The organism is Photobacterium iliopiscarium, assembly GCF_003026395.1.
Classification (GTDB): Bacteria; Pseudomonadota; Gammaproteobacteria; order Enterobacterales; family Vibrionaceae; genus Photobacterium; species Photobacterium iliopiscarium.
The window spans coordinates 1-25,539 of record NZ_PYOO01000019.1; the positions used below are offsets into that span (position 1 = coordinate 1).

The following is a 25,539-nucleotide window of genomic DNA, read 5'->3' on the forward strand; positions in this document are numbered from 1 at the left end:
TTATAAAGGTAGAGACAACAAGTTGCATTTATGCTGAATAGACACTGCGGAGTGGTAGTTCAGTTGGTTAGAATACCGGCCTGTCACGCCGGGGGTCGCGGGTTCGAGTCCCGTCCACTCCGCCATTTATTTAAGACACAGTTAAGTCTTTAAAATAACTACAGGGGTGTAGCTCCAACTGGCAGAGCAGCGGATTCCAAATCCGCGTGTTGGGAGTTCGAATCTCTCCACCCCTGCCATCTTCAAGAAAGCCTCGACAGTAATGTCGGGGCTTTTTTACGTTTGTATTATTATGATCGAGTGTGTGGAATGTTAACTGACAGAGCAGCGGATTCGCCATTCCGAAAATCAGCGCGTGTTGGGAGTTCGAGTATCGTAACCCCTGCCATATTAAAGAAGGATCATATCGAAAGATATGAGCCTTTTTGCTATCTGTAATTTATGAATATAGTTCTTACTGACAGAGCAGCGGATTCGCCATTCCGAAAATCAGCGCATGTTGGGAGTTCGAGTATCGTAACTCCTGCCATCTTCAAGAAAGCCTCGACAGTAATGTCGGGGCTTTTTTACGTTTGTATTATTATGATCGAGTGTGTGGAATGTTAACTGGCAGAACAGCGGATTCGCCATTCCGAAAATCAGCGCGTGTTGGGAGTTCGAGTATCGTAACCCCTGCCATATTAAAGAAGGCTTATATCGAAAGATATGAGCCTTTTTGCTATCTGTAATTTATGAATATAGTTCTTACTGGCAGAGTAGCGGATTCGCCATTCCGAAAATCAGCGCGTGTTGGGCGTTCGAGTATCGTAACTCCTGCCATCTTCAAGAAAGCCTCGACAGTAATGTGAGGATTTTTTACGTCTGTATTATTGTAATAGATTAAGTGTGACCGTAATTGGCAGAGCAGCGGATCTCGCCATATCGAAAATCAACACCTGTTGAGTGTTACTTAAATGCTTAAGGTTTATAATTAACGTATTAAAAAGTGACGTTATTAAGTGATATAACTGACTATTCTAATAATGATCTTTTACTTATTATTTAATAGAAAATAAGACTGTGACTTTAGGCGATGTTATTCATGATAATGAGAATATAAAATCGTGAAGATGATGATGAATAATAAAAATTCGAGATCGAATGATGTTCAGTGGTAATCTAATAGAGTAAATAGTCAATTTTTTGGAGTTTTTATGCCACATCTTCGTTTTCGTGCGATTGCATTTGATACCGTAAAACATCTATCAACATCATTAGTTGATGATTTACAGCCATTAATGAAATGTCCTCGTGAAGATTTTACATTAGAGCATATTCCAGCCTCATTTATTTTTGATGGTGAAGTCTCTGATGCTTACCCGTTTGTTGAGGTGTTTTGGTTTGATCGAGGTCAGGAGATTCAAGATCTTGTTGCTGAAACGATTACGGTCGCAGTGAGAAAAGCGGTTGCGGATATTAATCAAGACGTGGCTGTTATTTTTACCGCATTAACAGCTTCAATGTATTACGATAATGGTAAGCACTATTAAGCCATAGTTATTCTGATATTGGTTTTGTTATTTTTAATTTTATGATGATATTATGCCATTGATGTAATGGGCTAAGTTGTCTGTGTAGGCGTTATTATGGCACGTAGAACAAAAACAAAAGTGGTTGCTGGCTTAGGTGTCGTGGCTGGCGCGTTGGGGTTAGGGGCGTTTAATTCATCATTTGATGTAACGATGCAACCTGAAGTGACAAATGAAGTTTTTGCCCCTCATTTCACTTATCGTTGTATTGAAAGTGAAATCGCTCCACCACTTGATAATAATGGTGTATTAACGGTTGCTGTATGGAATATTTATAAACAACAACGACCAAATTGGCGTCAAGCATTAGAATCGTTTTCTCAACAGAGTGATTTGGTGTTATTGCAAGAGGCGAGTTTAAATACTGATCTTAAAAACTATTTAGATGCGCATCATTGGCAAGTTCGAATGGCTAATGCATTTAGGTTTCTTGATACGCCTGCTGGGGTGATGAATTTATCACGAGTATCTTCGCGTCAAACCTGTGCTTATCTGGCGATGGAGCCATGGTTACGCTTGCCTAAATCAGCACTCTTATCACAATTTACATTATCTGATGGTCAAACTCTTGCGGTGGTTAACCTTCATGGGGTTAATTTTGCCATTGGTTTAAATGAATATAAGCAGCAATTAGACAGTTTAAAATCGGTTTTAGAACAACATCAAGGACCGATTATATTAGCGGGTGATTTTAACACTTGGCGTAAAGCACGGATTAAAGTTGTACGATCTTTTGCGCATTCATTGGGGTTAAAAGAAGTGCAATATCATAATGATCAACGAGTACGAGTGTTAGGTAAACCGTTAGATCATCTTTATTATCGTGATTTACAATTGATAAAATCAGAAGCACCTAAAACGGATGCTTCTGATCATAATCCATTATTAGCGACGTTTAAACTAACGCAATCAGTAATGTATTAAGCTGAAATAATGAGTAGTGGCCATACAATCAAGGTTAATAACCAAGGAAGTACCGCGACAATGATTGCTTTGGCACGATCAAGATCAGTCCAAGCACTCACGGCTGCATAAGTTAAAGCGATATACCATGGTGCTAATAACGGCATGGTAGTCGCTAATGCTGCCCAACGATTATTTAATGGTAATTTTAGAAGGCCATTAACACTATTTAAGTCTGCGGCATTAGGCAGAATACTATTGGTGTTAAACACAACATTAATATAACTGGCAATGTCACCGATAAAAGAGGGCAACATAATAAAACAAGCGGCGGCAAGCCATTTTCCGTAGCTGTGTTGATGGTGGCTACTTTTAGTGGCTAACTTTAACCATAACGCCAGTACAAAAATCACCGCTGTTCGGCCGGTGATATCACTAAACACCTCACCTGCAAGTAAGACTTCTCGGGTTAACCAAGCTTGTTGCGTATTACCACCAATATTACCTAGTTGAGCCTGTATTGTTTGTTGTAGCCATGGCATATCAACGTGGTTAAAGTAACTGCCCCATAAAATGAATGAACCTAAAATAATCATTAAATAAGGTAAAATTGCCCATTTCGGTCGTTCATAGATAGCAGCAAAGCATTCTATTGGTGAACGGAAAATATCGATAACCGCGACTATTGGGTTTTTAGATGGCGTCATGCTTGTACCTTACGACGATCAATCACTAATTTTAGCTGTTGACCTTGTTTAATATATTTATTGTTAGCTAGATTATTCCATTTTTTAATCTCAGCAACAGAAACATCATAACGTTGAGCGATAACACTTAAACTATCCCCATTTCGCACTTTGTAATGGATTGTTTTGTGGTTAGCGGCGGTTTTCTTTGATGTCGCTGTTGTCGATACTTTTAAGCGCTGCCCTTGATGTAACACCGCATTTTTACTTAGGCTGTTAAGTTGTTTAAGTTTCACCACACTGGTTTTGTGCTTACGGGCAATATCCCATAAATTATCACCTGATTGCACTACATAATGCTGTGCTTCCACATGGACTGCGGCCCGATGCTGGCGATTTACTAATGAGATGGGTGATGCTGGAATGGTCAGTGATTGGCCAATACGAATATTGGTAGTTTTAAGCTTATTCACTTTTTGAATTGCTTTAATGCTGCTGTGATAACGTTTTGCAATTAGCCCTAGGCTTTCACCTGATTTAACACGGTGATGATGAGTTATCATACTTGCGTTACGGTTTTGTGCTAATTCACGTCTAAAGCGCTTCACTTTATTGATTGGTAATAATAAATGATTAAGACCATTAGGGGCTGTGACACCACGGCGATAAGCGGGGTTTAGATCTTTTAATTCACGGGTGCTAATACCTGCAAATTCCGCCGCAATGGTAAGATCCATTTGTACGCCAGGTTTAACGACAGCGATAACTGGCTTATTACTGATGGGTTCGATGTGGAAACCGTATTTTTTAGGGTGCATGATAATATCAGCAACCGCATACAGTTTAGGCACATAACTACTGGTTTCATTGGGTAAATCAAGCGCCCAATAATCGGTTGGTTTACCTGCGGCTTTGTTTTTACGGATAGCACTAAAAACACGGCCTTCGCCAGTATTATAAGCCGCTAATGCTTGTTGCCAGTTACCATCAAATTTCTTATTTAAATACTCAAGTAAATTAAGTGCTGCGGTGGTAGATTTTACGACATCACGGCGACCGTCATACCAGCTATTTTGTTTTAAGCCAAAACGGCGACCCGTATCAGGAATTATTTGCCATAGACCAGCGGCAGCCATACTTGAGTATGCATGTGGATCAAATGAGCTTTCTACAATTGGTAAAAGAGCCAGTTCTAGCGGCATGCCTCGTTTTTCAACTTGTTCTGTGATGTAGTACAAGAAAGGTTGAGCACGTTGAGCAATAATTTCAAGATTACGTGGGTTCTTTAAATACCAATTTCGGTAATATTGGACACGCTTGTTATTAGGAATTTTTGTGGTGATCTGCATCGCGATGCGATCCCATACATCTTGCTGTTGTTGAGGCGTTAGTTTTACTGTAATCGGCTGTGGTTTTTTGATCACAGGAACAACAGGTACTACAGTTACAACAGGAGTATTAGTTGGTTGCTCAACGACAGTTTTTGTTTGGTTCGTATCGACCTGCGTTGTCTCTTTTGTAGTCTGACAACCTGCGATAACAAGTACACTTGCTAAAAGAATTTTGAATTTCATGACAGTCGTTTGTAGCCAAAATGGTTGGTGATAATACTTGCCCAACCACCTTGGTTACAAGGGAAGAAATGTTAAAACTCGTCTTTCCAACGTCTAAGTGCTGCAAATGTCTCAATATCTGAGCTATCGTACGCTTTATCAGCAACAGAACGTTTAATACTTGGCTGATCGCAACGTAAAAATGGGTTAATAAGTTTTTCATTACTAAGAGTGGTAGGTAACGTGCTTTGACCATTTGCGCGTAGACGATTAACTTGATCACGGTAGCGTTGTAAGTGAGCGTTATCTTGTTCTGCGACTAAGGCAAAAGCGAGATTACCTGCGGTGTATTCGTGAGCACAATAGATGTTCGTTTCATCAGGTAATGATGCTATTTTTTGTAGTGAATTAAACATTTGTGCTGGTGTACCTTCAAAGATACGACCACAGCCAGCAGAGAATAATGTATCACCACAAAATAGTTTTTCATCACCGACATAAGCAACATGGCCTAAAGTGTGTCCGGGGACACTCAGCACCATAAAGCGTTCACCAAAGATATCAACTTGATCGCCATCTTCTACAGGGCGAGTAATACCTGGAATCGGCTCATCATTAGGGCCAACAACTTTGGTCGCTGGAAAGCGACGTTTTAGCTCACTGATGCCACCGACATGGTCATGATGGTGGTGAGTGATGAGGATTGCATCTAGAATTAAATTGTCTTTCTCAATGGCCTCTAGAACCGGCGTGGCATCCCCTGGATCAACAACGACACAATGATTGTCTGGGTTTTGAATCAGCCAGATGTAATTGTCTTTAAATGCGGGTATGCTTTTAACAGTTAACATGAATTTTGTCTCCAGCTCTATCAGGTGTTGAGCAGTATCTTATGAAGCCAGCGCGTACAGTAACACACATTGAAGTTCCTTATACATGGTCGAATGTGATCAATGGTGAATGGGTAGCAGAATTACTACAAGCGCGACTCGATGAGTGGTGCCCTAAATTATTTGGCTATCATATGTTAAAGCTTGGTGGCCTTAGTGCAGAGCTGACCAGTAGTCATTGTAATATTCAACATCAAATTAGTGTTGATAGATTGAGCCCAAAACGGACAATTGTGGCTGATGCTTTAGAATTACCCTTCATTGAAAAATCATTTGATGCGTGTTTGTTGATGCATCAATTGGATTATGCTGTTGATCCTCATGGGTTGTTACGTGAAATTGATCGCGTGATGGTTGATGATGGTTATTTGGTTCTAAGTGGTAATAACCCTTTGAGCCTATTAGGGTTACGAGGATTGTTACCGTGGAATCGTCATCAAGCACCGTGGACGGGAACAATGTATTTACCGTTTCGAATTAATGATTGGTTACGGTTATTAAATTATGAAGTGGTGTATCAAGAAACGTTTGCGATAGTTCCCGCTACTCGGCACCTTGCTTGTGCAGCATGGCTTGAACATGTTTTATCGGAACCATTATCTGCGGTGGGTAGTTTATATTTTATTGTGGCGCGTAAACGTACTTGTCCATTAAAGTTGATTAAACCAACATGGAAATTACGGCGACAATTGGCACCGTTGCGTATTAATTGCCGTACGCAGGTTGAAAAAACATGTACCAAAACGCCGCCACGATCGTAAATTTAAGCCTAGTTTGGTTGATAACCCGTGTCTGCTTGCGTTGGATTTTCAGCACCAGTACGCGCTAAAACATCACAACGTTCATTTTCTGGATGACCAGCATGACCTTTAACCCAATGCCATTGAACCTGATGACGTTGGGTTTCTTGATCAAGCTGCTGCCAAAGATCAGCATTTTTTACGGGTTTCTTATCCGTAGTTTGCCAACCTCGCTTTTTCCAATTATGGATCCATTGCGTAATTCCCTGACGCACATATTGACTGTCAGTGGTAAGATCAACACTGCATGGTTGTTTTAAACTTGCAAGTCCCATTATTGCAGCAAGCAATTCCATGCGGTTATTAGTGGTCATTGAATAACCGCCACTAAGCTCTTTTTCGTGTTGTTTATATCTTAATACCGTGCCATAGCCGCCGGGACCTGGGTTACCTAAACACGATCCATCGGTGAAAATTTCTACCTGCTTTATCATTGTGGGTAGTTTTGCCTTAGATAAAAACTTAAGTCTGACACATTAACTACTATGAAAGCCACAAACCAACGCATTATTGTATTTGATACAGAAACAACGGGTATGAACATGACTGGCCCTCATTATGAAGGTCACGGTATTGTTGAAATTGGTGCGGTAGAGATTATCGACCGAAAATTAACGGGTAATACGTTCCATGTTTATATCAAACCGGATCGAACGATTGATCCAGAAGCGATTGCTGTCCATGGTATAACGGATGAATTCTTACGTGATAAGCCAGTGTATGCTGATATTCACCAAGAGTTTATGGATTTCATTGATGGCGCTGAGCTGGTCGCACATAACGCATCGTTTGATACCGGTTTTATGGATTATGAATTCCATAAGATGGGCGCATCAATTGCAAAAATAGAAGATATCTGTCAAATAACGGATACCTTAGAAATGGCGAAAAGGCTGTTTCCGGGTAAACGAAATAACCTCGATATTTTATGTTCACGTTATGGTATTGATAACTCACATCGTACCATGCACGGCGCATTACTCGATGCTGAGATTCTAGCTGACGTTTATTTGATGATGACCGGTGGTCAAACATCATTACGTTTAAGCAGTGGTAACGATTCAACTACAGAGACGAGTATTCGGCGTTTAGAGAATAGTCGAAAAGTATTAAAGGTTATTCATGCAACGGCCGATGAACTAACAGCACATCAAGATAGGCTTGATCTGATTGGTAAAAAGGCAGACGTTATCTGGCGTCTTTAGAGGCAGTATATTGCGGCGGTTATGGTTACTTATGTTCTGTGTTTCGCTCTGTGGTTGGATGTCAATTTCAAACGCTTGGGCACAAACAGAAGCGAGATTAACGTGGCTTGATAATCGCTTTCGCGTTGATCCTGAAATAGAGCAAATAACGTTTGTTGTTACTCGAGAACAATCGAGTCAGTCGGTGGTGTTAGTCGCCCCTGATGGATGCAAGTATTATGCCAATCGCCATTCTAAAGCAATGTCATGGTATAGCGATAAAGGGATGGATATTATTTCGATTAACCATCCTATGGCTGGGCCGTGGCAAGCATTGGGTAAAGTGTCAGTGAATAATGGCATTAGGTTCATCTCTAATGTTCAATTACAGGCTGATGCTTTACCTGCGCAATTGTACCAAACAGAAGTTTTAAAATTTAGTGCGAAGCTAACGCAAAATCAACAACCATTATTGTTACGTGATTATTTAGATCGGGTGCGATTAAAGGTAATATTTTATCCGCTGACATCAGTATTACCGAATCAAGCGAATGACTCTGCACCGATTGAGGTGGGACAATTTGCGGATGATGGGCAAGAGTATGATGAAGTCGCGGGTGATGGTATCTTTACGGTGGCACTGAATGTGGATGTCGAGCCTGGTAAGTATCGCGTTGAAATTGCATCAACCAATGGGGTGTTTAAACGTGTAGTTGAGCAAACGGTGCTTGTTTATCCTGCACCTATCACGACCTCATTTGTACAAAGTCATCAACCATTAACGCCACATAGCGTTAATATTGAGGCTAAAGCCGATCAGACGCTTGCAGGGTCATTGGCTGCTTATTTGGTGGTTAAACAACCCCAGCAAAAGCCGACAATTATTCAACAAAGCTCCCGCCTTCAACAATCACACTTAGCAATCTCATGGCCTAATGATGCCCAAATAGGTAAAGCATGGTGGCGAGGTTGGGCGTATGTGACTGATTCATTGACTCAGCGAGAGTTGGTATTTCGTTTATCCCAACAAAACTATACCCAAGTTGCTGCCGTCGCTGTTGATTTTAGTGCGTCTTTAGCGCAGCAACAGGCAAAAAGGCAGTTAATTGTTCTTCATGAGCAACAACAACAACGGTTATTTTGGGTTGTCGTTACTAATATCGTCATCGTTATAAGTGTGCTGGTGGTGTTATTGATATGGCGACGTAAACGAGTCGTTCAAAGTGATTTAATTGTGCCTAAATAAGCAAGTGATGCTCAGAGACTTTTGCCTTTGAACATCACAATGATGCGCTTATTTAAGCGGCACTATCAATTGAGGCTGTGGTTTGAAGCGGGTTAATCGCTAATTGTGTTGGATCAAAGTCATCAACATTGATGGTGTCTAACCGTCCAGCTTCTGCTCGGTGAAGTAATTGCGCTTCCTCGATGGTGATCACGCCGAGTTCTAATCCTATTGCTGCAACCTTGCCTAATTGCATGAACGGTAACGGTGTCTTCGCGGCTTGACAGACACGGTCATAAATTGGCTCGGCGGCAAGAATATCAACTAGAGCAACCTCCATCATTCCAACCGCATTATTTGTTGTTGCTTCTAAAAATTGACCACGACCAATACGATCTCGTGTGGCTGATGGGGTTTGAATTACGCGTGCTAGCTGATGATCTAATTCATCACTCGGTTGGCGGCGACGTAACCCTGTTGGTAACATAATAAACCGTAATCCTTGCGCAATGACTTTATTGGGAAAGTTAGCTAAGAAATGATCAATGGCGACTTCTGCTTGATAAAGTGCATCTTGTAATCCCCAATGTACTAACGCGATGTCTTCCGCTTGTCGACCTTCATCGGTATAGCGTTTTAGTGTGGCTGAGGCTAAGTATAATTGACTCAATACGTCACCTAAACGGGCCGATAAACGCTCTTTACGTTTAAGTGAGCCACCCAATGTTGCCATTGAGATATCGGCTAATAATGCGAGGTTTGCGCTATAGCGATTCATTTGTTGATAATAGCGATAGGTTGCATCGTTATAGGGAGCTGATGAGCCTCGACCATCGGTTAAGCCTAACCAAAAACTACGGGCTATATTACTCAAGACAAACCCAATATGATTAAATACCGCGTTATCAAATTGGTTAAGTGCTTGCTGTTGATCGTCAATATAAGCAGCATTGATCTCATCTAACACATAAGGATGACAACGAATCGCCCCTTGACCAAAAATGATCATTGAACGGGTTAATATATTCGCGCCTTCAACGGTAACAGCAATAGGGGCACCTTGATAATTTCGAGCAAGGAAGTTACTCGGCCCCATACAAATCCCTTTTCCTCCGACGATATCCATTGCATCAATAATGCTTCGTTGACTACGATGGGTGCAGTGGTATTTAACGATGGCTGAAATAACCGAGGGCTTTTCACCTAAATCTATACCCGTGACGGTTAATGTTGTTGCGGCATCAAGTACATAAGCATTACCGACAATACGGGCTAAAGGTTCTTCAATGCCTTCCATTTTACCTATTGGTAATTTAAATTGACGACGAATACGCGCATAAGCACCGGTTGCCATTGCGGCTGTTTTTAAACCGCCGGTGGTGTTTGACGGTAAGGTGATGCCTCGTCCAACAGATAAGCATTCAACTAACATTTTCCATCCTTGGCCTGCCATAGTTTGACCTCCAATGATGAAGTCAATTGGAACGAATATTTTATCACCTTGGGTTGGACCATTTTGGAAGGGAATATTAAGTGGAAAGTGACGACGGCCAATCTTAACCCCATCAAGATCGGTTGGGATTAAGGCGCAGGTGATACCAATATCCTTTTTTTGACCAAGTAAAAAATCGGGATCAAATAATTTAAATGCTAAGCCTAACACGGTTGCGACAGGGGCTAAGGTGATGTAACGCTTATTCCATGTCAGCTCCATTCCCAGTATTTCTTCACCTTGCCAGATGCCTTTTTTGACGATACCAAAATCAGGAATAGACCCTGCGTCCGAACCTGCTTCTGGGCTAGTTAGAGCAAAACAAGGGATTTCATCACCCGCAGCTAGACGTGGTAAGTAATAATCTTTTTGTGCTTCAGTGCCGTAGTGTTGTAATAACTCTCCTGGACCTAAAGAGTTTGGTACACCAACTGTTGAAGATAAGACCGCTGACACTCCGGTTAATTTTTGTAATACCAGAGATTGTGCATAAGCTGAAAACGCTAATCCGCCATATTGCTTTTTAATGATCATGGCAAAAAATTTATGCTGTTTAAGTTGCAGCCATACTTCAGGCGGCAGATCAGCGAGATCATGAGTGATATGGAAATCATTGACCATACGGCAAATATCATTGACTGGACCCTCTAAAAAAGCGTGTTCTGCTGGCGTTAGGGTCGGAGCCTGAATGGCATGAAGTTTGTTCCAATCGGGGTTACCACTAAAAAGATCGGCTTCCCACCATACCGTACCTGCGTCAATTGCTTCTTTTTCAGTCTGTGACATTTGAGGCATAATATTTTTAAAGTGCTTAAGTGCTGACTGAGTTATAAGTTTTTTACGTAATAGGGTGATATTTAGTGGTAAGGCAATCGCAGCAAACGTTAACCAACTAATAATTCCTGTAACATTTATTAGAGTACCTAACACTAATAATGCGGCAATTATAGTCGTAAAAAGAGGACGAGATATTCGGTGATAGGCGAGGACACCAAGCACACAGATAAAGCTAATTAGGTATATAAATGTCAGCATAGCGATTCTCCGTAATCATATAGCAGTACAGTGTATTGTATATAAAGAAGGTTCGTTCTTTGACCCTATTTTTAACACATCATTACGCGGTGTTTTTTTTAAGCATGATGGCCCTTAAATTCAAGGTAAGAGGTCTAACCACTTATAATTGATTGTAAGTTATTTTTTAAATAAATGTAAAATATTTAATTGATGAATCAATGGCGGATAAGAGAGTAAAAAACACCAAAACAGCGGTTTTACTTGCATTGATCGAGATCATTAGTGAATTTATTTTCACTTGCGAATTATTAGTGAAGCGTTAACATATAGCACTATTGTGATACCGTTCACGTTATTTTGGTTGTGTGTTTTTTGTACAATCAATAAGTGGCTAGTATTTCCGTTTGTTGCCTTTCCCGATTTCCGACTGACAGTTGCCCGCCGGACCCTCTTTCGGGTTGACATCAATGCCTATTTTTTTATGTGCAATAAGCACAGGGGTTTTGTTGTGTTGATTTTTCAAGCTCTCTCTCAATCGTGGAAACAGGGATATTCCTTTTCCAAGTTGCGTGCCGATTTAGTATCAGGTGTTACAGTTGGTATTGTGGCTATTCCATTAGGTATGGCATTATCAATCGCTGTTGGTGTTCCTCCCCAACATGGTTTGTATACTGTTATCGTTGCGGGTTTTTTAGCAGCGTTATTGGGTGGTTCACGGTTTAACATTACCGGACCAACGGCAGCTTTCGTTGTAATCCTATTACCAATAACACAGAAATATGGCTTATCAGGCTTAATGCTTGCGACCATGATGTCTGGGGTTATCTTATTGCTGATGGGCATATTTCGACTTGGGCAACTAGTGACGTATGTTCCTTATCCGGTAACAACAGGTTTTACCGCAGGGATTGGCTTTGTTATTGCATTTTTACAGTTAAAAGATCTTTTGGGCCTGCATGTTTTAGGGAGCCCGATTCATTTTCCTGAAAAAGTGATGGCGTATTCACATGCCATATCAACCACTAATTATGCTGACGCACTGGTCGGTATCATTACGATCATGACCTTTATCCTTTGGGCTAAACTGAAAACTCGCGTTCCACCTCATTTAGTTTCTTTATTTGTGGGTACAGTTTTAGCACTTGCTTTAAATCATTTTAGTATTGAACATGTAACGCTACTTGGTGAGAAATTTAGCTATACCATTGGTAATATTGTTGGTCACGGTATTCCTCAAGAAGCACCACAATTTATACCATTATGGAAATCAAGTACTTTTAACTGGGCAACAATGATTGAGTTAATGCCTTCAGCGTTAACCATCGCAATTTTAGGTTGTATTGAGTCTTTATTGTGTGCTGTTGTTGCTGATGGTATGACCAGTACTAAACATAATCCTAATGCGGAATTGGTTGGTCAGGGTATTGCGAATATGGTTGTGCCATTCTTCGGTGGTATTCCTGCAACGGCGGCTATTGCTCGTACAGCGACTAATATCCGTTCAGGCGCTTTCTCTCCGATCTCTGGTATTATTCATGCTATTTTTGTATTAGCAGCAATGATAGCCTTAGCGCCTTTACTGTCTTATGTTCCAATGAGTGCTTTAGCGGGTTTACTTATTATGGTGGCATGGAACATGTCAGAGGCACCACACTTTGTGCACACATTAAAAGTGGCACCTCGTCGTGATGTTGCTGTTTTAATGACATGTTTTATTTTGACTGTTGCATTTGATATGGTTGTTGCGGTAATTGTTGGCTTATTATTAGCTGGCGTATTGTTTATTCAACGTATTGCAACGTTAACGACTGTTACTATTACTGATGATAAACATCCGCACCTTAATTTTGGTAGTGATGTAGTGGTGTATGACATTAATGGTCCGTTATTCTTTGCTGCGAGTGAGAAAGCATTTTCTGTAATTGAACATGCGGCAATGGAAACACGTGCTGTTGTGCTTGATTTTAGTGATGTATCAACCATTGATATCACGGCTATTCATGCTCTTGAATCTGCATTGGATCGGTTATCTACTTTACCGGTTTATTTGCTAGGAGTATTACCGCATGTTGAACGTAAATTAGAACATGCTGGTGTATTTGAATTAACAAATCTTCATTTAGTACATTCAATTACGCAATTACAGCAAATTTTAGTGGTTAATTCAGACAAAGCATCACATCAAGAGTCGACACTGTAAGTTATTTGTATGTAAACTGCGATTAACGATGTATTACAGCATCAAGCGAGCATATTGCTCGCTTGATTTGTATTTAATGGAAAACATTGAGAGAGCAGCTTATGTATAAAGATCTGATCCGCAGCGAATTGACTGATGCCGCTGACGTCCTTAACCGTTTTTTAAATGACGATAAAAACTTGGCTGATATTGAAGCAGCAGCAAAATTGTTAGCTGATTCATTCAAACACGGTGGTAAAGTTTTATCGTGCGGTAATGGTGGTTCTCATTGTGATGCGATGCATTTTGCCGAAGAATTAACCGGTCGCTATCGAGATGATCGTCCTGGTTTTCCCGGAATTGCAATTTCAGATCCGAGCCATTTATCTTGTGTTAGTAATGATTTTGGTTATGAATATGTATTTTCTCGCTATTTAGAAGCTGTCGGCGCTAAAGGCGATGTATTGTTTGGATTATCAACCTCAGGCAACTCGGCTAATATTCTTAAAGCAATTGAAGCTGCGCAAGCTAAGGGAATGAAAACCATCGCCTTAACAGGTAAAGATGGCGGTAAAATGGCAGGATTAGCGGATGTTGAAATTCGAGTTCCGCATTTTGGTTATGCCGATCGCATTCAAGAAATTCATATTAAAATTATTCATATTTTAATTATGTTAGTTGAAAAAGAAATGGAAAAATAATCGTCGATTGGTTATGAATAAATCAAATAATAACAGCGATTATTGATCTTTAAATAAGCATGATTCAGCGAAAAGAGCAGAAATAAAAATGTGTGAATTATTAGGCATGAGTGCCAATGTGCCAACAGATATTTGTTTTAGCTTTACCGGTTTAATGCAACGAGGTGGTAATACAGGACCGCACCGTGATGGATGGGGAATTACCTTTTATGAAGGTAAAGGTTTTCGTACCTTTAAAGATCCCAATCCAAGTTGTAAATCACGTATTGCTGAATTGGTGCAACAATACCCAATAAAAAGTCGTGCTGTTGTGAGTCATATTCGTCAAGCTAATCGTGGTGGGGTCAGTTTAGAAAATACCCATCCTTTTACACGTGAAGTTTGGGGTAATTATTGGACCTTTGCTCATAATGGTCAATTGACAGGTTATGAACAATTAGTGACAGGCCGCAATCAAGCGGTGGGGGATACTGACAGTGAAATTGCATTCTGCTGGCTAATGAACCAATTAGAAATTCGTTTTCCAGTATTACCTGCTGATATGACGCCCGTGTTTAGTCATTTTGCAGAGTGTTGTGACACATTACGCCAATTGGGTGTGTACAACATGCTACTGAGTAATGGTGACTATGTTCTGAGTTATTGTACTAATAACTTACATTGGATCACTCGTCGCGCACCGTTTGGTAAAGCATCATTAATTGATGAAGATGTAACGATTGATTTCCAACGTGAAACAACCGCTAATGATGTTGTTACTGTGATAGCAACTCAGCCTTTAACAAACGATGAAAGCTGGCAGAAGATGGTACGCGGTGAATTCCGTGTATTCCATTTTGGTGAGACGGTTTACCACGCTATTGCCGCTGACGGTAATGATTGTTAAGCAGAATTAATCGTAGTTATCAGTCACAATAAAAAGGCGATCTTAATAAGATCGCCTTTTTTGTGAGCATCAAATAATGATTATTGTGCGGCGTAACCTTGTGGCGGTAGTTGATTACCATCTAACACCGCATACCCATTTTGCATTGATAATCGCTGAGTTAGCAGCCATTGAATAACTAATGGGTAGATATTATGTTCTTGTCGTTGCACACGCTCAATAACATCGTCGACACTGTCTGTTGTAAAAATGGGGACTTTAGCTTGTAAAATAACGGGGCCACCATCTAACTCTTCGGTAACGAAATGGACACTGGTGCCATGTTCGGTATCCCCCGCATCAATAGCGCGCTGGTGGGTGTTTAATCCCGTATATTTAGGTAATAAAGAAGGATGAATATTAAGCATTCTTCCTTGATAATGGTTGACGAAATCGGCAGATAAAATCCGCATAAACCCTGCTAACACAATCACATCAGGTTGATAAGCATCAATTTTTTCAATCAAAACTTGATCATAATCTTGACGGTTGGCGTAATTAGTTGCCGCAATAGACACGGCTTCTATGTTGGCAAGTTGGGCTCGCTGAAGGCCATAAGCATCGGCTTTATTTGAGATCACAGCAGCAATACGGCTATTTTTGATGATGCCATTGGTGCAACTATCAATAATTGCTTGTAAATTACTGCCATTTCCTGAGATTAAGACAACAATATTATGCATAACTTTAGTTAATCTCTACTTGCTCTTCATCCGCCGTGGCTGTAGCAATATTACCGAGCAGCCATGCGTTTTCGCCTTCTGCTTGTAAAATTTCAATTGCTAGTGCTGCTTGTGCTGGTGGTAAAGCAATGACTAAACCGACACCACAGTTGAAGGTTCGGTACATTTCATGGGTATCGACATTACCCGCCTGTTGTAACCAGTTAAAAATAGCAGGCCATTGCCAGCTGTTGCCATCAATAACCGCTTTGGTTCCTTGTGGTAATACGCGGGGAATATTTTCCCAAAAACCACCACCAGTGATATGAGAAATAGCGTGAATATCGCAATTTTCAATCATCTTTAGCGTTGATTTTACATAAATTTTAGTGGGGGTTAATAAGTGCTTAGACAATGTTTTACCGTCAAGCTCTTGATTAATATCCGCTTGAGATACTTCTAAGATTTTACGTATTAATGAATAACCATTTGAGTGAGGGCCACTTGATCCAACTGCAATCAGGGCATCGCCTGCGCTGACTTTTGAACCATCAATGATATCTGCTTTTTCAACGACACCGACACAGAAACCGGCTACGTCATAATCTTCGCCGTGATACATGCCCGGCATTTCAGCAGTTTCACCACCAATAAGCGCACAGCCTGATTGGATACATCCTTCACCAATACCAGCGACAACACTTGCTGCGGTATCAATATCAAGTTTACCTGTAGCGTAATAATCTAGGAAAAATAAAGGTTCAGCACCTTGTACAATCAGATCGTTAACGCACATAGCAACTAAATCAATGCCGATGGTATCGTGTTGTTTTAAATCCATAGCAAGGCGCAATTTTGTGCCGACGCCATCGGTTCCGGAAACTAAAACGGGTTCTTTGTATTTAGTAGGAAGTGCACATAAAGCACCAAAACCACCAATGCCACCCATGACTTCAGGACGGTGAGTGCGTTTAACTATGCCTTTAATACGGTCAACTAACGCATTACCAGCATCGATATCAACACCAGCATCTTTGTAACTAAGAGAAGAGTTTTTGTTGCTCACAGATGATCCCTCAAACGTATTAAAGTAAAAAACCAGCGTATAATACCAGCAGTTATTACATCAAGGCAAACGTTTGCGTCAATTTGTTGTAGCAATTAAATTTTAATCAATTACGCATTTGAGACTATCGGCAATCGATTGGCTTGGTATATAATGCTGCGATTTTTATATTTTTTTATAATTTAGTTCCCAGGAGTCAAGATGAAAGTCGTTGAGGTGAAACACCCACTGGTTAAACATAAGATCGGTCTTATGCGTGAAGGTGATATTAGCACTAAGCGTTTTCGTGAATTGGCAACCGAAGTTGGTAGCCTACTAACATATGAAGCGACTTCAGACTTCGAAACAGAAAAAGTGATGATTGAAGGCTGGAATGGTCCAGTTGAAATTGATCAGCTAAAAGGTAAAAAAGTGACTGTAGTACCAATTCTTCGTGCTGGTTTAGGCATGATGGATGGTGTATTAGAGCATATGCCAAGTGCACGTATCAGTGTTGTTGGTATCTACCGTGATGAAGAAACACTAGAGCCTATTCCGTACTTTAATAAATTAGCCTCACATATTGATGAGCGTATTGCATTGGTTGTTGATCCAATGTTGGCGACTGGCGGTTCAATGATCGCTACGCTTGATCTATTAAAAGAACATGGTTGTACGCAATTTAAGGTATTGGTACTTGTTGCTGCGCCTGAAGGTATTGCGGCTCTAGAAAAAGCGCACCCAGATGTAGAGCTATACACAGCAGCTATTGATGATAAGCTAAATGATAAGGGATACATTATTCCTGGTCTTGGCGATGCGGGTGATAAAATTTTCGGTACTAAGTAATTGTAGTATTGATTATCGCTGATAAAAAAACCGGACTGAGATGTCCGGTTTTTTTGTTTTTATTGATCATTTATAAATAATAATGGTTTTAATTATAAATGTTCAGTGTCTTCAACTTGGAGGCTCGTCGTCTTTTCACCTAAATCATGCGGCAGAATAAGGTTTAATAATATTGCGACAATACCACAGAGGCTGATGCCCTGAAGGCTAAATTCACCAATGCCAAATGCCATTCCACCGATACCAAATACAAGCGTTACAGCGACAATGACTAAGTTTCTTGGTTTATGAAGATTAACTTGATGGGTAATTAAAGTATTAAGACCAACCGTTGCGATTGAACCAAACAATAAAATCATAATACCGCCCATAACTGGTACTGGAATGGTTTGTAATATTGCGCCAAGTTTGCCGACAAAAGCCAATACAATCGCAGTGACCGCAGCCCATGTCATGATCACAGGATTAAATGCTTTGGTCAGCATAACGGCACCTGTGACTTCTGAATAGGTTGTATTTGGCGGAGCACCGATTAATGATGCGGCAATCGTTGCAATACCATCACCCGCCATGGTGCGGTGAAGTCCCGGTTTTTTTAGGTAATCTTTACCCGTTACGTTGGAGATTGCTAGCATATCCCCGACATGCTCAACCGCAGGGGCTATCGCAACAGGGATCATAAATAACACCGCGTTGATATTGAACTCAGGGAATGTGAAATTAGGCATAGCGAGCCAGCTTGCTTGGATCACTGGTGTAAAATCGACAACCCCAAAACCAAGACTGGTAATATAACCCGCAGAGATACCCCCGACGATAGGAACTAGCTTTAATATTCCTTTCGCAAATACACTTAAGCTTATCGTCACTATCAGTGAAATTGCTGAAATCCATAGTGCCACATTATGGGCAACAAGCTGTACGTCACCCCCTCCCGTTTTACCTACCGCCATATTTACAGCGGCTGGTGCTAAACCTAAACCAATTACCATGATCACCGGCCCGACAACAACGGGGGGTAATAAACGATGAATAAAACCAATACCGCGTACTTTAATGATGATACCCATAATGACATAAACAATACCTGCCATCATCAATCCGCCCATGGTGCTAGCAACACCCCATGTTTGGATGCCATACATCATAGGAGCAATAAAAGCGAAAGATGAGGCGAGGAAAATGGGTACAGAACGTTTAGTCACTATCTGAAATAATAGTGTGCCAGCACCTGCGCCAAATAAGGCCACATTAGGATCAAGTCCGGTTAGCAACGGAACCAGAACTAATGCCCCAAATGCTACAAATAACATTTGGGCACCTTGAAGAATCTGCATCATGATATTCATCTCTCAGTAAAAAAATCGCGCAATCCTAGCATGGAAGCAAACGATAACCTAGATGAATAAAAGACAAAAAATGCTCATAATTGTTCAAATTTAGAACGAGTGGCGATTTATTTGCATGAGAGCCGTTATTGCGTTGTTCAAAATGTGAGATATAAAATTATATTGCCAAAATTGTGACATGAATTTTTTATTCTCTGCGCTATGATACGGCACCAATAGTAAAATCTGTTGTCTGCTTTAATGGGTCTATTTTTTTTGAGTTAATCATGAGTCTTACTATGTTGCGATTTGCATTATTATTTTTAGCGGTATTGGCATTGCCAGTACAAGCTGCGACGGTGAATGATCTTTATCAAACCCAAGTTACTTTGATTGGGAATGATCAACAAGCAGATCAAGCCGCACGTGAACAAGGATTAGCGAATGTGCTGGTAAAAATATCAGGTAACACTGATATTCTTAATAACGCGGTAATTAAAACAGCGATTACCAATAGTGGTCGTTATGTTAGTCAATTAGGTTATAGTCAAGTTGCTGGTCAACGTGCTATTAACTTAAGCTTTGATAAACACCAAATTAAGCAGTTGCTGATTAAATCAAAAGCAAGTATTTGGAAAGATCAACGTCCTAATATTCTGGTATGGATGGTTGATAGTGATGGTCAACAACGCAATATTTTGTGGGATCAATCAACTAATGCATTGGTGAATGACACTAAACAAGCGGCTGATAGTCGAGGTTTACCACTAATGTTCCCTGTTGGAGACATGTCAGAGACAACGGCGGTTAATGCGTCAGATTTATGGGGTGGTTTTATTGATCCGATTGCATCCGCTAGCACAAACTATCATGCTGATGGGTTATTGTTGGTGAAAGCGCAACAACAGCCAGACGGAAATGTTAGCTTAAATTGGCAGTTTTACCCTCAACAACCAAGTAAGATTGCAACAACAGAGATACAGCCGATTAGCGGAGCTACATCGGGTACGTTAGCACAAACATCAACTAACATGATTAATCAAATCACGGATTATCTAGCAAATAAATATGCCGTTGTTTTAGGTGGTGTTGCAGGGGGAAATATCAATATTGAAGTTGATAATATTGACTCTACTGAAAACTTTTTTGCGTTAGAAAAAATGCTTAATGGTTTAACGACAGTGCATAGTGCTAATGCGATGCGCATTAAAGGTAACAGTGTTATTTTTCAATTGAATCTTCAAGGTTCTGAGCAGGCGTTCCATCAAGAAATTAGCCATGATGATCAAGTGCGTCAAACACAATCTGGCGTAGCTTTTGCGGCTGATCCTGCGGCATCAACACCAGTAGCAGCAACTTCGACAGCGGTAACTACACCGTCTTCTGTACCTGCCGTGAATGCATTAACAGTAACACCACAAAATATTTATTATTGGAATAGTTGATAACGCCGCATTATAGCGTGATCGTTAAATGTAAGCCTCGGTAGTGATATCGAGGTTTTTTTTATGTTTTTTAAACGGTGGCTGCGGTGAATTAATCGTGATAACGGGTTCGTTCTTCACGCTCAACTTGTGATAATCGTTTTAATTTTATGCCAAGCTCTTTGGCACGCAAACGCGCAAAAAGAATGTTATTAACAAAACAGATACTAACGATAATCAACTCGATGGCAGCGAGTGTTCGTTCACCATCATTGAGGACGATAAGCGTGACGGCATGTAGAACATAAAACATTAAAATAAAATTTGCCCAGGCGTGGGTATAAGGTTTTGCGGCAAATATTCCGGGTAAGGGTAACAATAAGGGGATGACCCATAATACGGTGATGATGAATGCGGATAATTGAGGGTGAGGCGACAACAATAATTGCCATAGGCCAATAAAAATAATCAAACTGCAATGACTGAATAATGCAGTTTGACGACAGAAATAGGTCAATCGTTGCATTTTTGGCATGAAGATTCCTTTTCTTAGCCGTTTAATTTACATGCTGTGGTTGCTAAGCGCCGTCCAATGGCTTGAGCAAGTGCTATTTCATCTGGGTGTAATTGTTTATTTGTGCCGTTATTAACATGCGATGCGCCATAAGGTGTACCGCCATGGTGCGTTGTATGTAACAACGGTTCAGAGTAGGGAATACCAACAATTAACATTCCATGATGTAACAGCGGTAACATCATAGATTGTAACGTTGTTTCTTGTCCTCCGTGTAATGATGACGATGAGGTAAACACACAGGCTGGCTTATCGATTAATGTGCCTGATAGCCATTCACCACTGGTACTGTCTAAAAAGTGCTTGAGTGGGGCTGCCATATTGCCAAACCTGACCGGACTTCCCATCGCTATTGCTGCACATTGCTTGAGATCATCATGAGTGACAATGGGGTCGGACACTGTCGCTGGCTGAGATGTGGTTATTGATTGAGATGTGGCTGCCATCGTCGTTAGCGTTGAAATGTCAGCCACGGTTCTTAGTACCGCTTCACAACTATCGACTTGTTCGATGCCACGGCCAATATGACGTGCTAATTGGCGCGTATTACCATGAAGACTGTAATAGAGCACTAAGACTTTAGTCATTATAAAATACTCAATACATGCTCAGGTGGACGACCCATTGCGGCTTTATTGCTATCACTGTTAACCACAATTGGTCGTTCAAGTAATTTAGGGCATGACACTATTGCTTCAAATAAAGCGTGATCCGTTAGTGTTTCCGCATCGAGTTGTTGTTCCTTGTATTGTTGTTCTTTCGTTCGCATCATTTCACGGACATTGCTATAACCGAGTTGGCGATAAAGCTGTTGAAGTTGTTCCATTGTCGGTGGTGTGTCTAAGTAATGAATTACTGTGGGAGTAATTCCTTGCTCTGTCAGTATGGCTAATGTTTCGCGGCTTTTTGAACAACGCGGATTGTGATAAATCGAAATAGTCATCGTTAATTCCTTATAAATAAAAAGAGCCACTAAAAAGAAGAACGTAAAGCTTCAAATTTGGCTTGTTGAAGGCGAAGTTGATCCAATCGCGCATCATAACGCGCTTGATCGAGTGAACCTAGTTTTGCGCGTTGAGCCGCTTGCGTGTAGTTACTGATTGCCAGCCCCCATTGTGCCCGTAATGCGGCTAACTCGCCCATTGCTGCGAGTTCACCATCTCGTTGATTTTGTTTAGCATAATTTTGCGCTAATAATGCCCAACCATTAATATCATTGGGGTGCTGATAACTATAACGGGTCAGTATGTTAATACTTTGTTGGTAACGTTTAGCTTCAAATAATGCATTGGCTAAATTTAGTTGTAATACGCTACTTTCTGGTTGATATTGCAAGGCACTATCTAAGCGGTTTATCGCTTTGTCATAGTGTTTTTGATATAAATTCAGATCAGTGATTGCATCTATATAAAATAAATTATTGGGTTCGGCGGCAAGGAGTGGCAATAATAATTGCTGAGCTTTTGTATATTGGCCGCTATCAAGATAAACCAATGCTTTACCATAATTTAACTCTTTACGTTGATTGGCTGGGGCTTTTTTAAGTTCAGCATTAAACCAATTCAAGGCTGATGTTTGGCTAAAACCAATATTACGTGCCACCATCCGTGATTTTGCTAATAGGTAACGTTCAGAGGGCGGTAATCTCACCACCGAATAACTATTTGCACGTAAGCGACTGTCAGTTATACGAGATTCTGGTAATGGGTGACTAAGTAACATTGCTGGTAATTTAGTGGTATAGCGGTATTGTTCGGCTAAACGTTCAAAAAAATGTGGCATGGCTTGTGGATTAAAACCTGCCTTGGCGAGGGTAGATATGCCAATTCGATCCGCTTCTTTTTCATTACTACGAGTATGATTTAACATACCTTGCATAGATATCGCTGTTGTTGCATGTAATGCCGCCATCCCCGCTTCTGGTGCCGCAATCGTTAATAGTAACGCTCCCAACATTGCTGCCATTGTTGCTGGATTTTTTTTCGCTTGATCTTCTAATGAACGCGCAAGGTGACGTTGGGTGACGTGAGCAATTTCATGTGCGATAACTGATGCGAGCTCACTTTCGGTTTTAGCATGTAAAAATAATCCTGAGTGAATACCAATATTGCCCCCAAAGAGTGCAAAAGCATTAATCTCATGGTTTTTAATTAAGAAAAAATTAAAAGGGGTTTTAACACCATCAGCATTGGCCGCTAATTTATGCCCAAGATCTTGAATATACTCTGATAATACGGGGTCATTAATAATGGGACGGCTAGCGCGCATTATACGCATGTACATCTCACCATATTCAATTTCTTTATCAATGGTCAGGGTTGATGCTGCTGTGGTACCAATATCAGGCAAAGAGGCATTATTCGCTATAACTGGCAAGCTTGTTGTTAACAAGGCAGACAGTAAGAGGTAAGTTGGTGCTTTAGCAAATTGGAACATATAAGTAATACAACCACCATGTCGATTAATAGGGGATAACGGGGGTAATTATTGATAACCTTCTGCGTTGTTATGACAGCGAATTTTAGCTTAGGTTCGCTATTGTAATATTTCGTCTTGTGGTTATCTCGCTTATTCCTTGCGGTTAAGGTTACAATACGATAATGGATAATCACTGTCACGCAATTGGAATGGAAATCCTAACTCTTGATCTCATGGCCCACCGTTGTCCATTGGCATTATTGATGGCAAAGCGAAAATGTCGCGATTTATTGTCGACCCAGAAACTTGCAATTAAGGTTTTAGCTGACGGCACTCAAATGGATATTATTCGTTATTTGAAAAACAATGGATTTATTCTTGATATACAGGCTGAAAATACCTCTCAGCTGGTTATTTTTGTGAAAAAAGGACTGTAATTCTCATGCTGCATATGTTTAAAAGTTGGTATCAGCGCCGATTCTCTGATCCTCATGCTGTGAGTTTAATGATCATTTTAGCGGGGGCTTTTTTAACCTTATATTTCTTTGGTGGGTTAATTACGCCATTGTTGGTTGCGATTGTGCTGGCGTATTTGCTGGAATCTCCCGTGGCACGTTTTACCCATTGGGGTCTGCCTCGTACATTTTCTGTTGCGATTGTGCTGATTATTTTTGCAGGGCTAATGGTGTTAGCTTTGTTTGGCTTAGTACCGACTATTTGGCACCAAATTACCAATTTAAGTGCTGATGTGCCGAAAATGTTTAATGATTTACAGATTTATGTTTCAAGTTTACCTGAGCGTTATCCCGATTTTGTACAACCACACCAAGTAACCGTATTAACCGATACTTTACGTGAAAAAGTATTAGCCGTTGGCGGCAGTGTCGTTAAAGGATCGCTATCTTCATTAGTGAGTTTAGCCACTCTTGGGGTGTATTTGATTTTAGTGCCATTATTAATCTTCTTTTTACTTAAAGATAAAGACACGATTCTACGTTCATTTATTGACGTTTTACCGAGTAATCGCCGACTAGCGAGTAAAGTGAGTGCTGAGATGAATCAGCAAATCTCTAATTATATTCGCGGCAAAGTGATCGAGATTTTCATTGTTGGTATCGCAAGTTATATCGTGTTTGTGGTGATGGGACTTCAATATGCAGCTTTGCTCGGGGTATTAGTGGGGTTATCCGTTTTAATCCCTTATATCGGTGCGGCGGCGGTGACGATACCCGTGGCGATGGTTGCATTATTTCAATGGGGCTGGACACCAGAATTTTGGTGGTTACTTGCAGCCTACGGCATTGTACAAGCATTAGATGGTAATGTTTTAGTTCCTGTACTGTTTTCAGAGGCGGTTAACTTACACCCAGTGGCAATTATTGTTGCGGTATTAGTGTTTGGTGGGTTGTGGGGTTTCTGGGGGGTATTCTTTGCGATTCCATTAGCAACCTTAGTTAAAGCTGTGTGGGGCGCATTAGTGATGAAAGAAACGGCACCGCCAGTAAGTTATTAATATTGGTTATGTAATGATTGCTAATAAAAAAGGCCGATAGCGGCCTTTTTTTATCGCTGAAATTTAAAACGATATTATTGATTAAGGTAATCAAGCACGACTTGGTGGTGATCTTTGGTTTTGAATTTATCAAACACGTGTTCAATCTTGCCATGCTCATCAATTAAGAAACTGATGCGATGTAAACCGTCATAAATTTTACCCATGAACTTTTTCTCACCCCAAACACCAAATTGATCAGCTACTGCATGATCTTCATCTGATAATAAGGTGAAGTTAAGATTATCTCGCTCAATAAATTTGGGTAAACGTTTTACAGGATCAATGCTGATACCTAAAACCACCACGTTATGTGCTTCAAGTTCGGCTTTACTGTCGCGTAACCCACATGCTTGAACGGTACAGCCTGGGGTCATTGCTTTGGGATAAAAATAGGCCAGTACTTTTTTACCTTTAAAATCACTTAAGCTAACGGGTTGGTCGTCTTGATTGAGTAATGTAAAAGCAGGGGCGAGCATTCCCGATGTTAATGTATTCATGCAGCGGTCCTTATTAATAAGTTATAAACACAAATTTAAGATGTGTTGTTATGGTGGACTGTTG

General features: G+C 40.6%; 25 protein-coding genes and 2 tRNA genes. 14 read left to right on the forward strand and 13 right to left on the reverse strand.

The window, feature by feature from the left end; all coding sequences use genetic code 11:
- The first annotated feature begins 48 nt into the window (after window positions 1-48).
- The 4 genes from C9J51_RS17775 to C9J51_RS17790 all read left to right on the forward strand — a co-directional run bounded on the left by C9J51_RS17775 (window position 49) and on the right by C9J51_RS17790 (window position 2,492).
- Window positions 49-125, forward strand: a tRNA-Asp gene (locus tag C9J51_RS17775).
- A 37-nt stretch (window positions 126-162) separates the two neighbouring features.
- Window positions 163-239 (forward strand) — tRNA-Trp (locus C9J51_RS17780).
- A 954-nt stretch (window positions 240-1,193) separates the two neighbouring features.
- Entirely contained in the window at window positions 1,194-1,529 is a 336-nt protein-coding gene (locus tag C9J51_RS17785; protein ID WP_045038188.1) for a DUF1904 domain-containing protein, read from the forward strand.
- Window positions 1,530-1,625: 96 nt separating this feature from the next.
- Entirely contained in the window at window positions 1,626-2,492 is an 867-nt protein-coding gene (locus tag C9J51_RS17790; protein WP_045038187.1) for an endonuclease/exonuclease/phosphatase family protein, read from the forward strand.
- Here the strand turns inward: C9J51_RS17790 and C9J51_RS17795 are convergent.
- The 3 genes from C9J51_RS17795 to gloB form a co-directional block, all read right to left on the reverse strand.
- Window positions 2,489-3,178, reverse strand: a complete 690-nt coding sequence (locus tag C9J51_RS17795) for a Yip1 family protein (RefSeq protein WP_045040746.1) — start codon at window positions 3,176-3,178, stop codon at window positions 2,489-2,491. The genes C9J51_RS17790 and C9J51_RS17795 overlap by 4 nt on opposite strands.
- Entirely contained in the window at window positions 3,175-4,731 is a 1,557-nt protein-coding gene (locus C9J51_RS17800; RefSeq protein WP_045038191.1) for a LysM peptidoglycan-binding domain-containing protein, read from the reverse strand. Before C9J51_RS17800 ends, C9J51_RS17795 begins: the two co-directional genes overlap by 4 nt.
- Window positions 4,732-4,802: 71 nt before the next feature.
- Window positions 4,803-5,561 (reverse strand): hydroxyacylglutathione hydrolase, encoded by a 759-nt coding sequence (gene gloB, locus C9J51_RS17805; RefSeq protein WP_045038185.1) that lies wholly within the window; start codon window positions 5,559-5,561, stop codon window positions 4,803-4,805.
- Window positions 5,562-5,602: 41 nt separating this feature from the next.
- Here gloB and C9J51_RS17810 point away from each other — a divergent pair, with 41 nt between their 5' ends.
- Window positions 5,603-6,361: a methyltransferase domain-containing protein gene (locus C9J51_RS17810; protein ID WP_045040747.1), complete on the forward strand. Its 759-nt coding sequence runs from the start codon at window positions 5,603-5,605 to the stop codon at window positions 6,359-6,361.
- Window positions 6,362-6,369: 8 nt separating this feature from the next.
- Here the strand turns inward: C9J51_RS17810 and rnhA are convergent, their stop codons facing one another.
- Window positions 6,370-6,834, reverse strand: a complete 465-nt coding sequence (rnhA, locus tag C9J51_RS17815; RefSeq protein ID WP_045040748.1) for a ribonuclease HI — start codon at window positions 6,832-6,834, stop codon at window positions 6,370-6,372.
- A gap of 51 nt (window positions 6,835-6,885) precedes the next feature.
- Between rnhA and dnaQ the strand changes: the two genes are divergently transcribed.
- Complete coding sequence (gene dnaQ / locus C9J51_RS17820) at window positions 6,886-7,605, forward strand: DNA polymerase III subunit epsilon (RefSeq protein ID WP_045038182.1); 720 nt, start codon at window positions 6,886-6,888, stop codon at window positions 7,603-7,605.
- Window positions 7,606-7,663: 58 nt separating this feature from the next.
- Window positions 7,664-8,830: a TIGR03503 family protein gene (locus tag C9J51_RS17825; RefSeq protein WP_082301559.1), complete on the forward strand. Its 1,167-nt coding sequence runs from the start codon at window positions 7,664-7,666 to the stop codon at window positions 8,828-8,830.
- Between the two features lie 52 nt (window positions 8,831-8,882).
- On the opposite strand, the gene fadE is transcribed toward C9J51_RS17825, so the two are convergent.
- Window positions 8,883-11,336 carry an acyl-CoA dehydrogenase FadE gene (fadE, locus tag C9J51_RS17830; protein ID WP_045040750.1) on the reverse strand — a complete coding sequence of 818 codons (2,454 nt, stop codon included), beginning with the start codon at window positions 11,334-11,336 and terminating at the stop codon, window positions 8,883-8,885.
- 490 nt (window positions 11,337-11,826) lie between these two features.
- Between fadE and dauA the strand changes: the two genes are divergently transcribed.
- From dauA to C9J51_RS17845, 3 genes are all read left to right on the forward strand, one after another.
- Window positions 11,827-13,518: a C4-dicarboxylic acid transporter DauA gene (dauA, locus tag C9J51_RS17835; protein WP_045040751.1), complete on the forward strand. Its 1,692-nt coding sequence runs from the start codon at window positions 11,827-11,829 to the stop codon at window positions 13,516-13,518.
- Between the two features lie 101 nt (window positions 13,519-13,619).
- Complete coding sequence (gene lpcA / locus C9J51_RS17840) at window positions 13,620-14,198, forward strand: D-sedoheptulose 7-phosphate isomerase (protein ID WP_045038178.1); 579 nt, start codon at window positions 13,620-13,622, stop codon at window positions 14,196-14,198.
- A gap of 88 nt (window positions 14,199-14,286) precedes the next feature.
- Complete coding sequence (locus tag C9J51_RS17845) at window positions 14,287-15,084, forward strand: class II glutamine amidotransferase (RefSeq protein WP_045040752.1); 798 nt, start codon at window positions 14,287-14,289, stop codon at window positions 15,082-15,084.
- A gap of 80 nt (window positions 15,085-15,164) precedes the next feature.
- Here the strand turns inward: C9J51_RS17845 and purN are convergent, their stop codons facing one another.
- A complete protein-coding gene (purN, locus tag C9J51_RS17850) occupies window positions 15,165-15,806 on the reverse strand; it encodes a phosphoribosylglycinamide formyltransferase (protein ID WP_045038176.1) in 642 nt (213 codons plus the stop codon).
- 4 nt (window positions 15,807-15,810) lie between these two features.
- Window positions 15,811-16,851, reverse strand: a complete 1,041-nt coding sequence (gene purM / locus C9J51_RS17855) for a phosphoribosylformylglycinamidine cyclo-ligase (protein WP_045038175.1) — start codon at window positions 16,849-16,851, stop codon at window positions 15,811-15,813.
- Window positions 16,852-17,052: 201 nt separating this feature from the next.
- Between purM and upp the strand changes: the two genes are divergently transcribed.
- Window positions 17,053-17,679: a uracil phosphoribosyltransferase gene (gene upp / locus C9J51_RS17860; RefSeq protein WP_045038174.1), complete on the forward strand. Its 627-nt coding sequence runs from the start codon at window positions 17,053-17,055 to the stop codon at window positions 17,677-17,679.
- Between the two features lie 92 nt (window positions 17,680-17,771).
- On the opposite strand, the gene C9J51_RS17865 is transcribed toward upp, so the two are convergent.
- The gene (locus tag C9J51_RS17865; RefSeq protein WP_045040764.1) at window positions 17,772-19,019 is read right to left on the reverse strand and encodes a uracil-xanthine permease family protein; all 1,248 of its coding nucleotides are present in this window, start codon (window positions 19,017-19,019) and stop codon (window positions 17,772-17,774) included.
- A gap of 275 nt (window positions 19,020-19,294) precedes the next feature.
- On the opposite strand from C9J51_RS17865, the gene C9J51_RS17870 reads away from it, so the two are divergent.
- Entirely contained in the window at window positions 19,295-20,452 is a 1,158-nt protein-coding gene (locus tag C9J51_RS17870; RefSeq protein ID WP_244907485.1) for a DUF2066 domain-containing protein, read from the forward strand.
- Between the two features lie 91 nt (window positions 20,453-20,543).
- Here C9J51_RS17870 and C9J51_RS17875 read toward each other — a convergent pair whose 3' ends face one another.
- From C9J51_RS17875 to bepA, 4 genes are read right to left on the reverse strand one after another with little or no spacing between them, the layout of a single operon-like run.
- Window positions 20,544-20,966 (reverse strand): DUF2069 domain-containing protein, encoded by a 423-nt coding sequence (locus tag C9J51_RS17875; RefSeq protein WP_045038171.1) that lies wholly within the window; start codon window positions 20,964-20,966, stop codon window positions 20,544-20,546.
- A 14-nt stretch (window positions 20,967-20,980) separates the two neighbouring features.
- The gene (wrbA, locus tag C9J51_RS17880) at window positions 20,981-21,595 is read right to left on the reverse strand and encodes an NAD(P)H:quinone oxidoreductase (protein WP_181314838.1); all 615 of its coding nucleotides are present in this window, start codon (window positions 21,593-21,595) and stop codon (window positions 20,981-20,983) included.
- The gene (arsC, locus tag C9J51_RS17885; protein ID WP_045040755.1) at window positions 21,592-21,948 is read right to left on the reverse strand and encodes an arsenate reductase (glutaredoxin); all 357 of its coding nucleotides are present in this window, start codon (window positions 21,946-21,948) and stop codon (window positions 21,592-21,594) included. The genes wrbA and arsC overlap by 4 nt, the downstream gene beginning before the upstream one ends.
- A gap of 29 nt (window positions 21,949-21,977) precedes the next feature.
- Window positions 21,978-23,441: a beta-barrel assembly-enhancing protease gene (gene bepA / locus C9J51_RS17890; RefSeq protein WP_107275258.1), complete on the reverse strand. Its 1,464-nt coding sequence runs from the start codon at window positions 23,439-23,441 to the stop codon at window positions 21,978-21,980.
- Between the two features lie 164 nt (window positions 23,442-23,605).
- On the opposite strand from bepA, the gene C9J51_RS17895 reads away from it, so the two are divergent.
- Window positions 23,606-23,860 (forward strand): sulfurtransferase TusA family protein, encoded by a 255-nt coding sequence (locus C9J51_RS17895; RefSeq protein WP_231579443.1) that lies wholly within the window; start codon window positions 23,606-23,608, stop codon window positions 23,858-23,860.
- A gap of 5 nt (window positions 23,861-23,865) precedes the next feature.
- On the forward strand, window positions 23,866-24,936 hold the full coding sequence (locus tag C9J51_RS17900; protein WP_107180524.1) for an AI-2E family transporter: 1,071 nt from the start codon (window positions 23,866-23,868) through the stop codon (window positions 24,934-24,936).
- Between the two features lie 74 nt (window positions 24,937-25,010).
- Here C9J51_RS17900 and bcp read toward each other — a convergent pair whose 3' ends face one another.
- Window positions 25,011-25,475 (reverse strand): thioredoxin-dependent thiol peroxidase, encoded by a 465-nt coding sequence (bcp, locus tag C9J51_RS17905; protein ID WP_045038168.1) that lies wholly within the window; start codon window positions 25,473-25,475, stop codon window positions 25,011-25,013.
- Window positions 25,476-25,539: the final 64 nt, after the last annotated feature.

Excerpts from the sequence above, each read along its gene's own strand:
- C9J51_RS17785 (WP_045038188.1), top strand. The coding sequence starts at position 1,194 with ATGCCACATCTTCGTTTTCGTGCGATTGCATTTGATACCGTAAAACAT.
- C9J51_RS17790 (WP_045038187.1), top strand. The coding sequence starts at position 1,626 with ATGGCACGTAGAACAAAAACAAAAGTGGTTGCTGGCTTAGGTGTCGTG.
- C9J51_RS17795 (WP_045040746.1), bottom strand. The coding sequence starts at position 3,178 with ATGACGCCATCTAAAAACCCAATAGTCGCGGTTATCGATATTTTCCGT.
- C9J51_RS17800 (WP_045038191.1), bottom strand. The coding sequence starts at position 4,731 with ATGAAATTCAAAATTCTTTTAGCAAGTGTACTTGTTATCGCAGGTTGT.
- gloB (WP_045038185.1), bottom strand. The coding sequence starts at position 5,561 with ATGTTAACTGTTAAAAGCATACCCGCATTTAAAGACAATTACATCTGG.
- C9J51_RS17810 (WP_045040747.1), top strand. The coding sequence starts at position 5,603 with ATGAAGCCAGCGCGTACAGTAACACACATTGAAGTTCCTTATACATGG.
- rnhA (WP_045040748.1), bottom strand. The coding sequence starts at position 6,834 with ATGATAAAGCAGGTAGAAATTTTCACCGATGGATCGTGTTTAGGTAAC.
- dnaQ (WP_045038182.1), top strand. The coding sequence starts at position 6,886 with ATGAAAGCCACAAACCAACGCATTATTGTATTTGATACAGAAACAACG.
- C9J51_RS17825 (WP_082301559.1), top strand. The coding sequence starts at position 7,664 with ATGTCAATTTCAAACGCTTGGGCACAAACAGAAGCGAGATTAACGTGG.
- fadE (WP_045040750.1), bottom strand. The coding sequence starts at position 11,336 with ATGCTGACATTTATATACCTAATTAGCTTTATCTGTGTGCTTGGTGTC.
- lpcA (WP_045038178.1), top strand. The coding sequence starts at position 13,620 with ATGTATAAAGATCTGATCCGCAGCGAATTGACTGATGCCGCTGACGTC.
- C9J51_RS17845 (WP_045040752.1), top strand. The coding sequence starts at position 14,287 with ATGTGTGAATTATTAGGCATGAGTGCCAATGTGCCAACAGATATTTGT.
- purN (WP_045038176.1), bottom strand. The coding sequence starts at position 15,806 with ATGCATAATATTGTTGTCTTAATCTCAGGAAATGGCAGTAATTTACAA.
- upp (WP_045038174.1), top strand. The coding sequence starts at position 17,053 with ATGAAAGTCGTTGAGGTGAAACACCCACTGGTTAAACATAAGATCGGT.
- C9J51_RS17865 (WP_045040764.1), bottom strand. The coding sequence starts at position 19,019 with ATGATGCAGATTCTTCAAGGTGCCCAAATGTTATTTGTAGCATTTGGG.
- C9J51_RS17870 (WP_244907485.1), top strand. The coding sequence starts at position 19,295 with ATGAGTCTTACTATGTTGCGATTTGCATTATTATTTTTAGCGGTATTG.
- C9J51_RS17875 (WP_045038171.1), bottom strand. The coding sequence starts at position 20,966 with ATGCCAAAAATGCAACGATTGACCTATTTCTGTCGTCAAACTGCATTA.
- arsC (WP_045040755.1), bottom strand. The coding sequence starts at position 21,948 with ATGACTATTTCGATTTATCACAATCCGCGTTGTTCAAAAAGCCGCGAA.
- bepA (WP_107275258.1), bottom strand. The coding sequence starts at position 23,441 with ATGTTCCAATTTGCTAAAGCACCAACTTACCTCTTACTGTCTGCCTTG.
- C9J51_RS17895 (WP_231579443.1), top strand. The coding sequence starts at position 23,606 with ATGGATAATCACTGTCACGCAATTGGAATGGAAATCCTAACTCTTGAT.
- C9J51_RS17900 (WP_107180524.1), top strand. The coding sequence starts at position 23,866 with ATGCTGCATATGTTTAAAAGTTGGTATCAGCGCCGATTCTCTGATCCT.
- bcp (WP_045038168.1), bottom strand. The coding sequence starts at position 25,475 with ATGAATACATTAACATCGGGAATGCTCGCCCCTGCTTTTACATTACTC.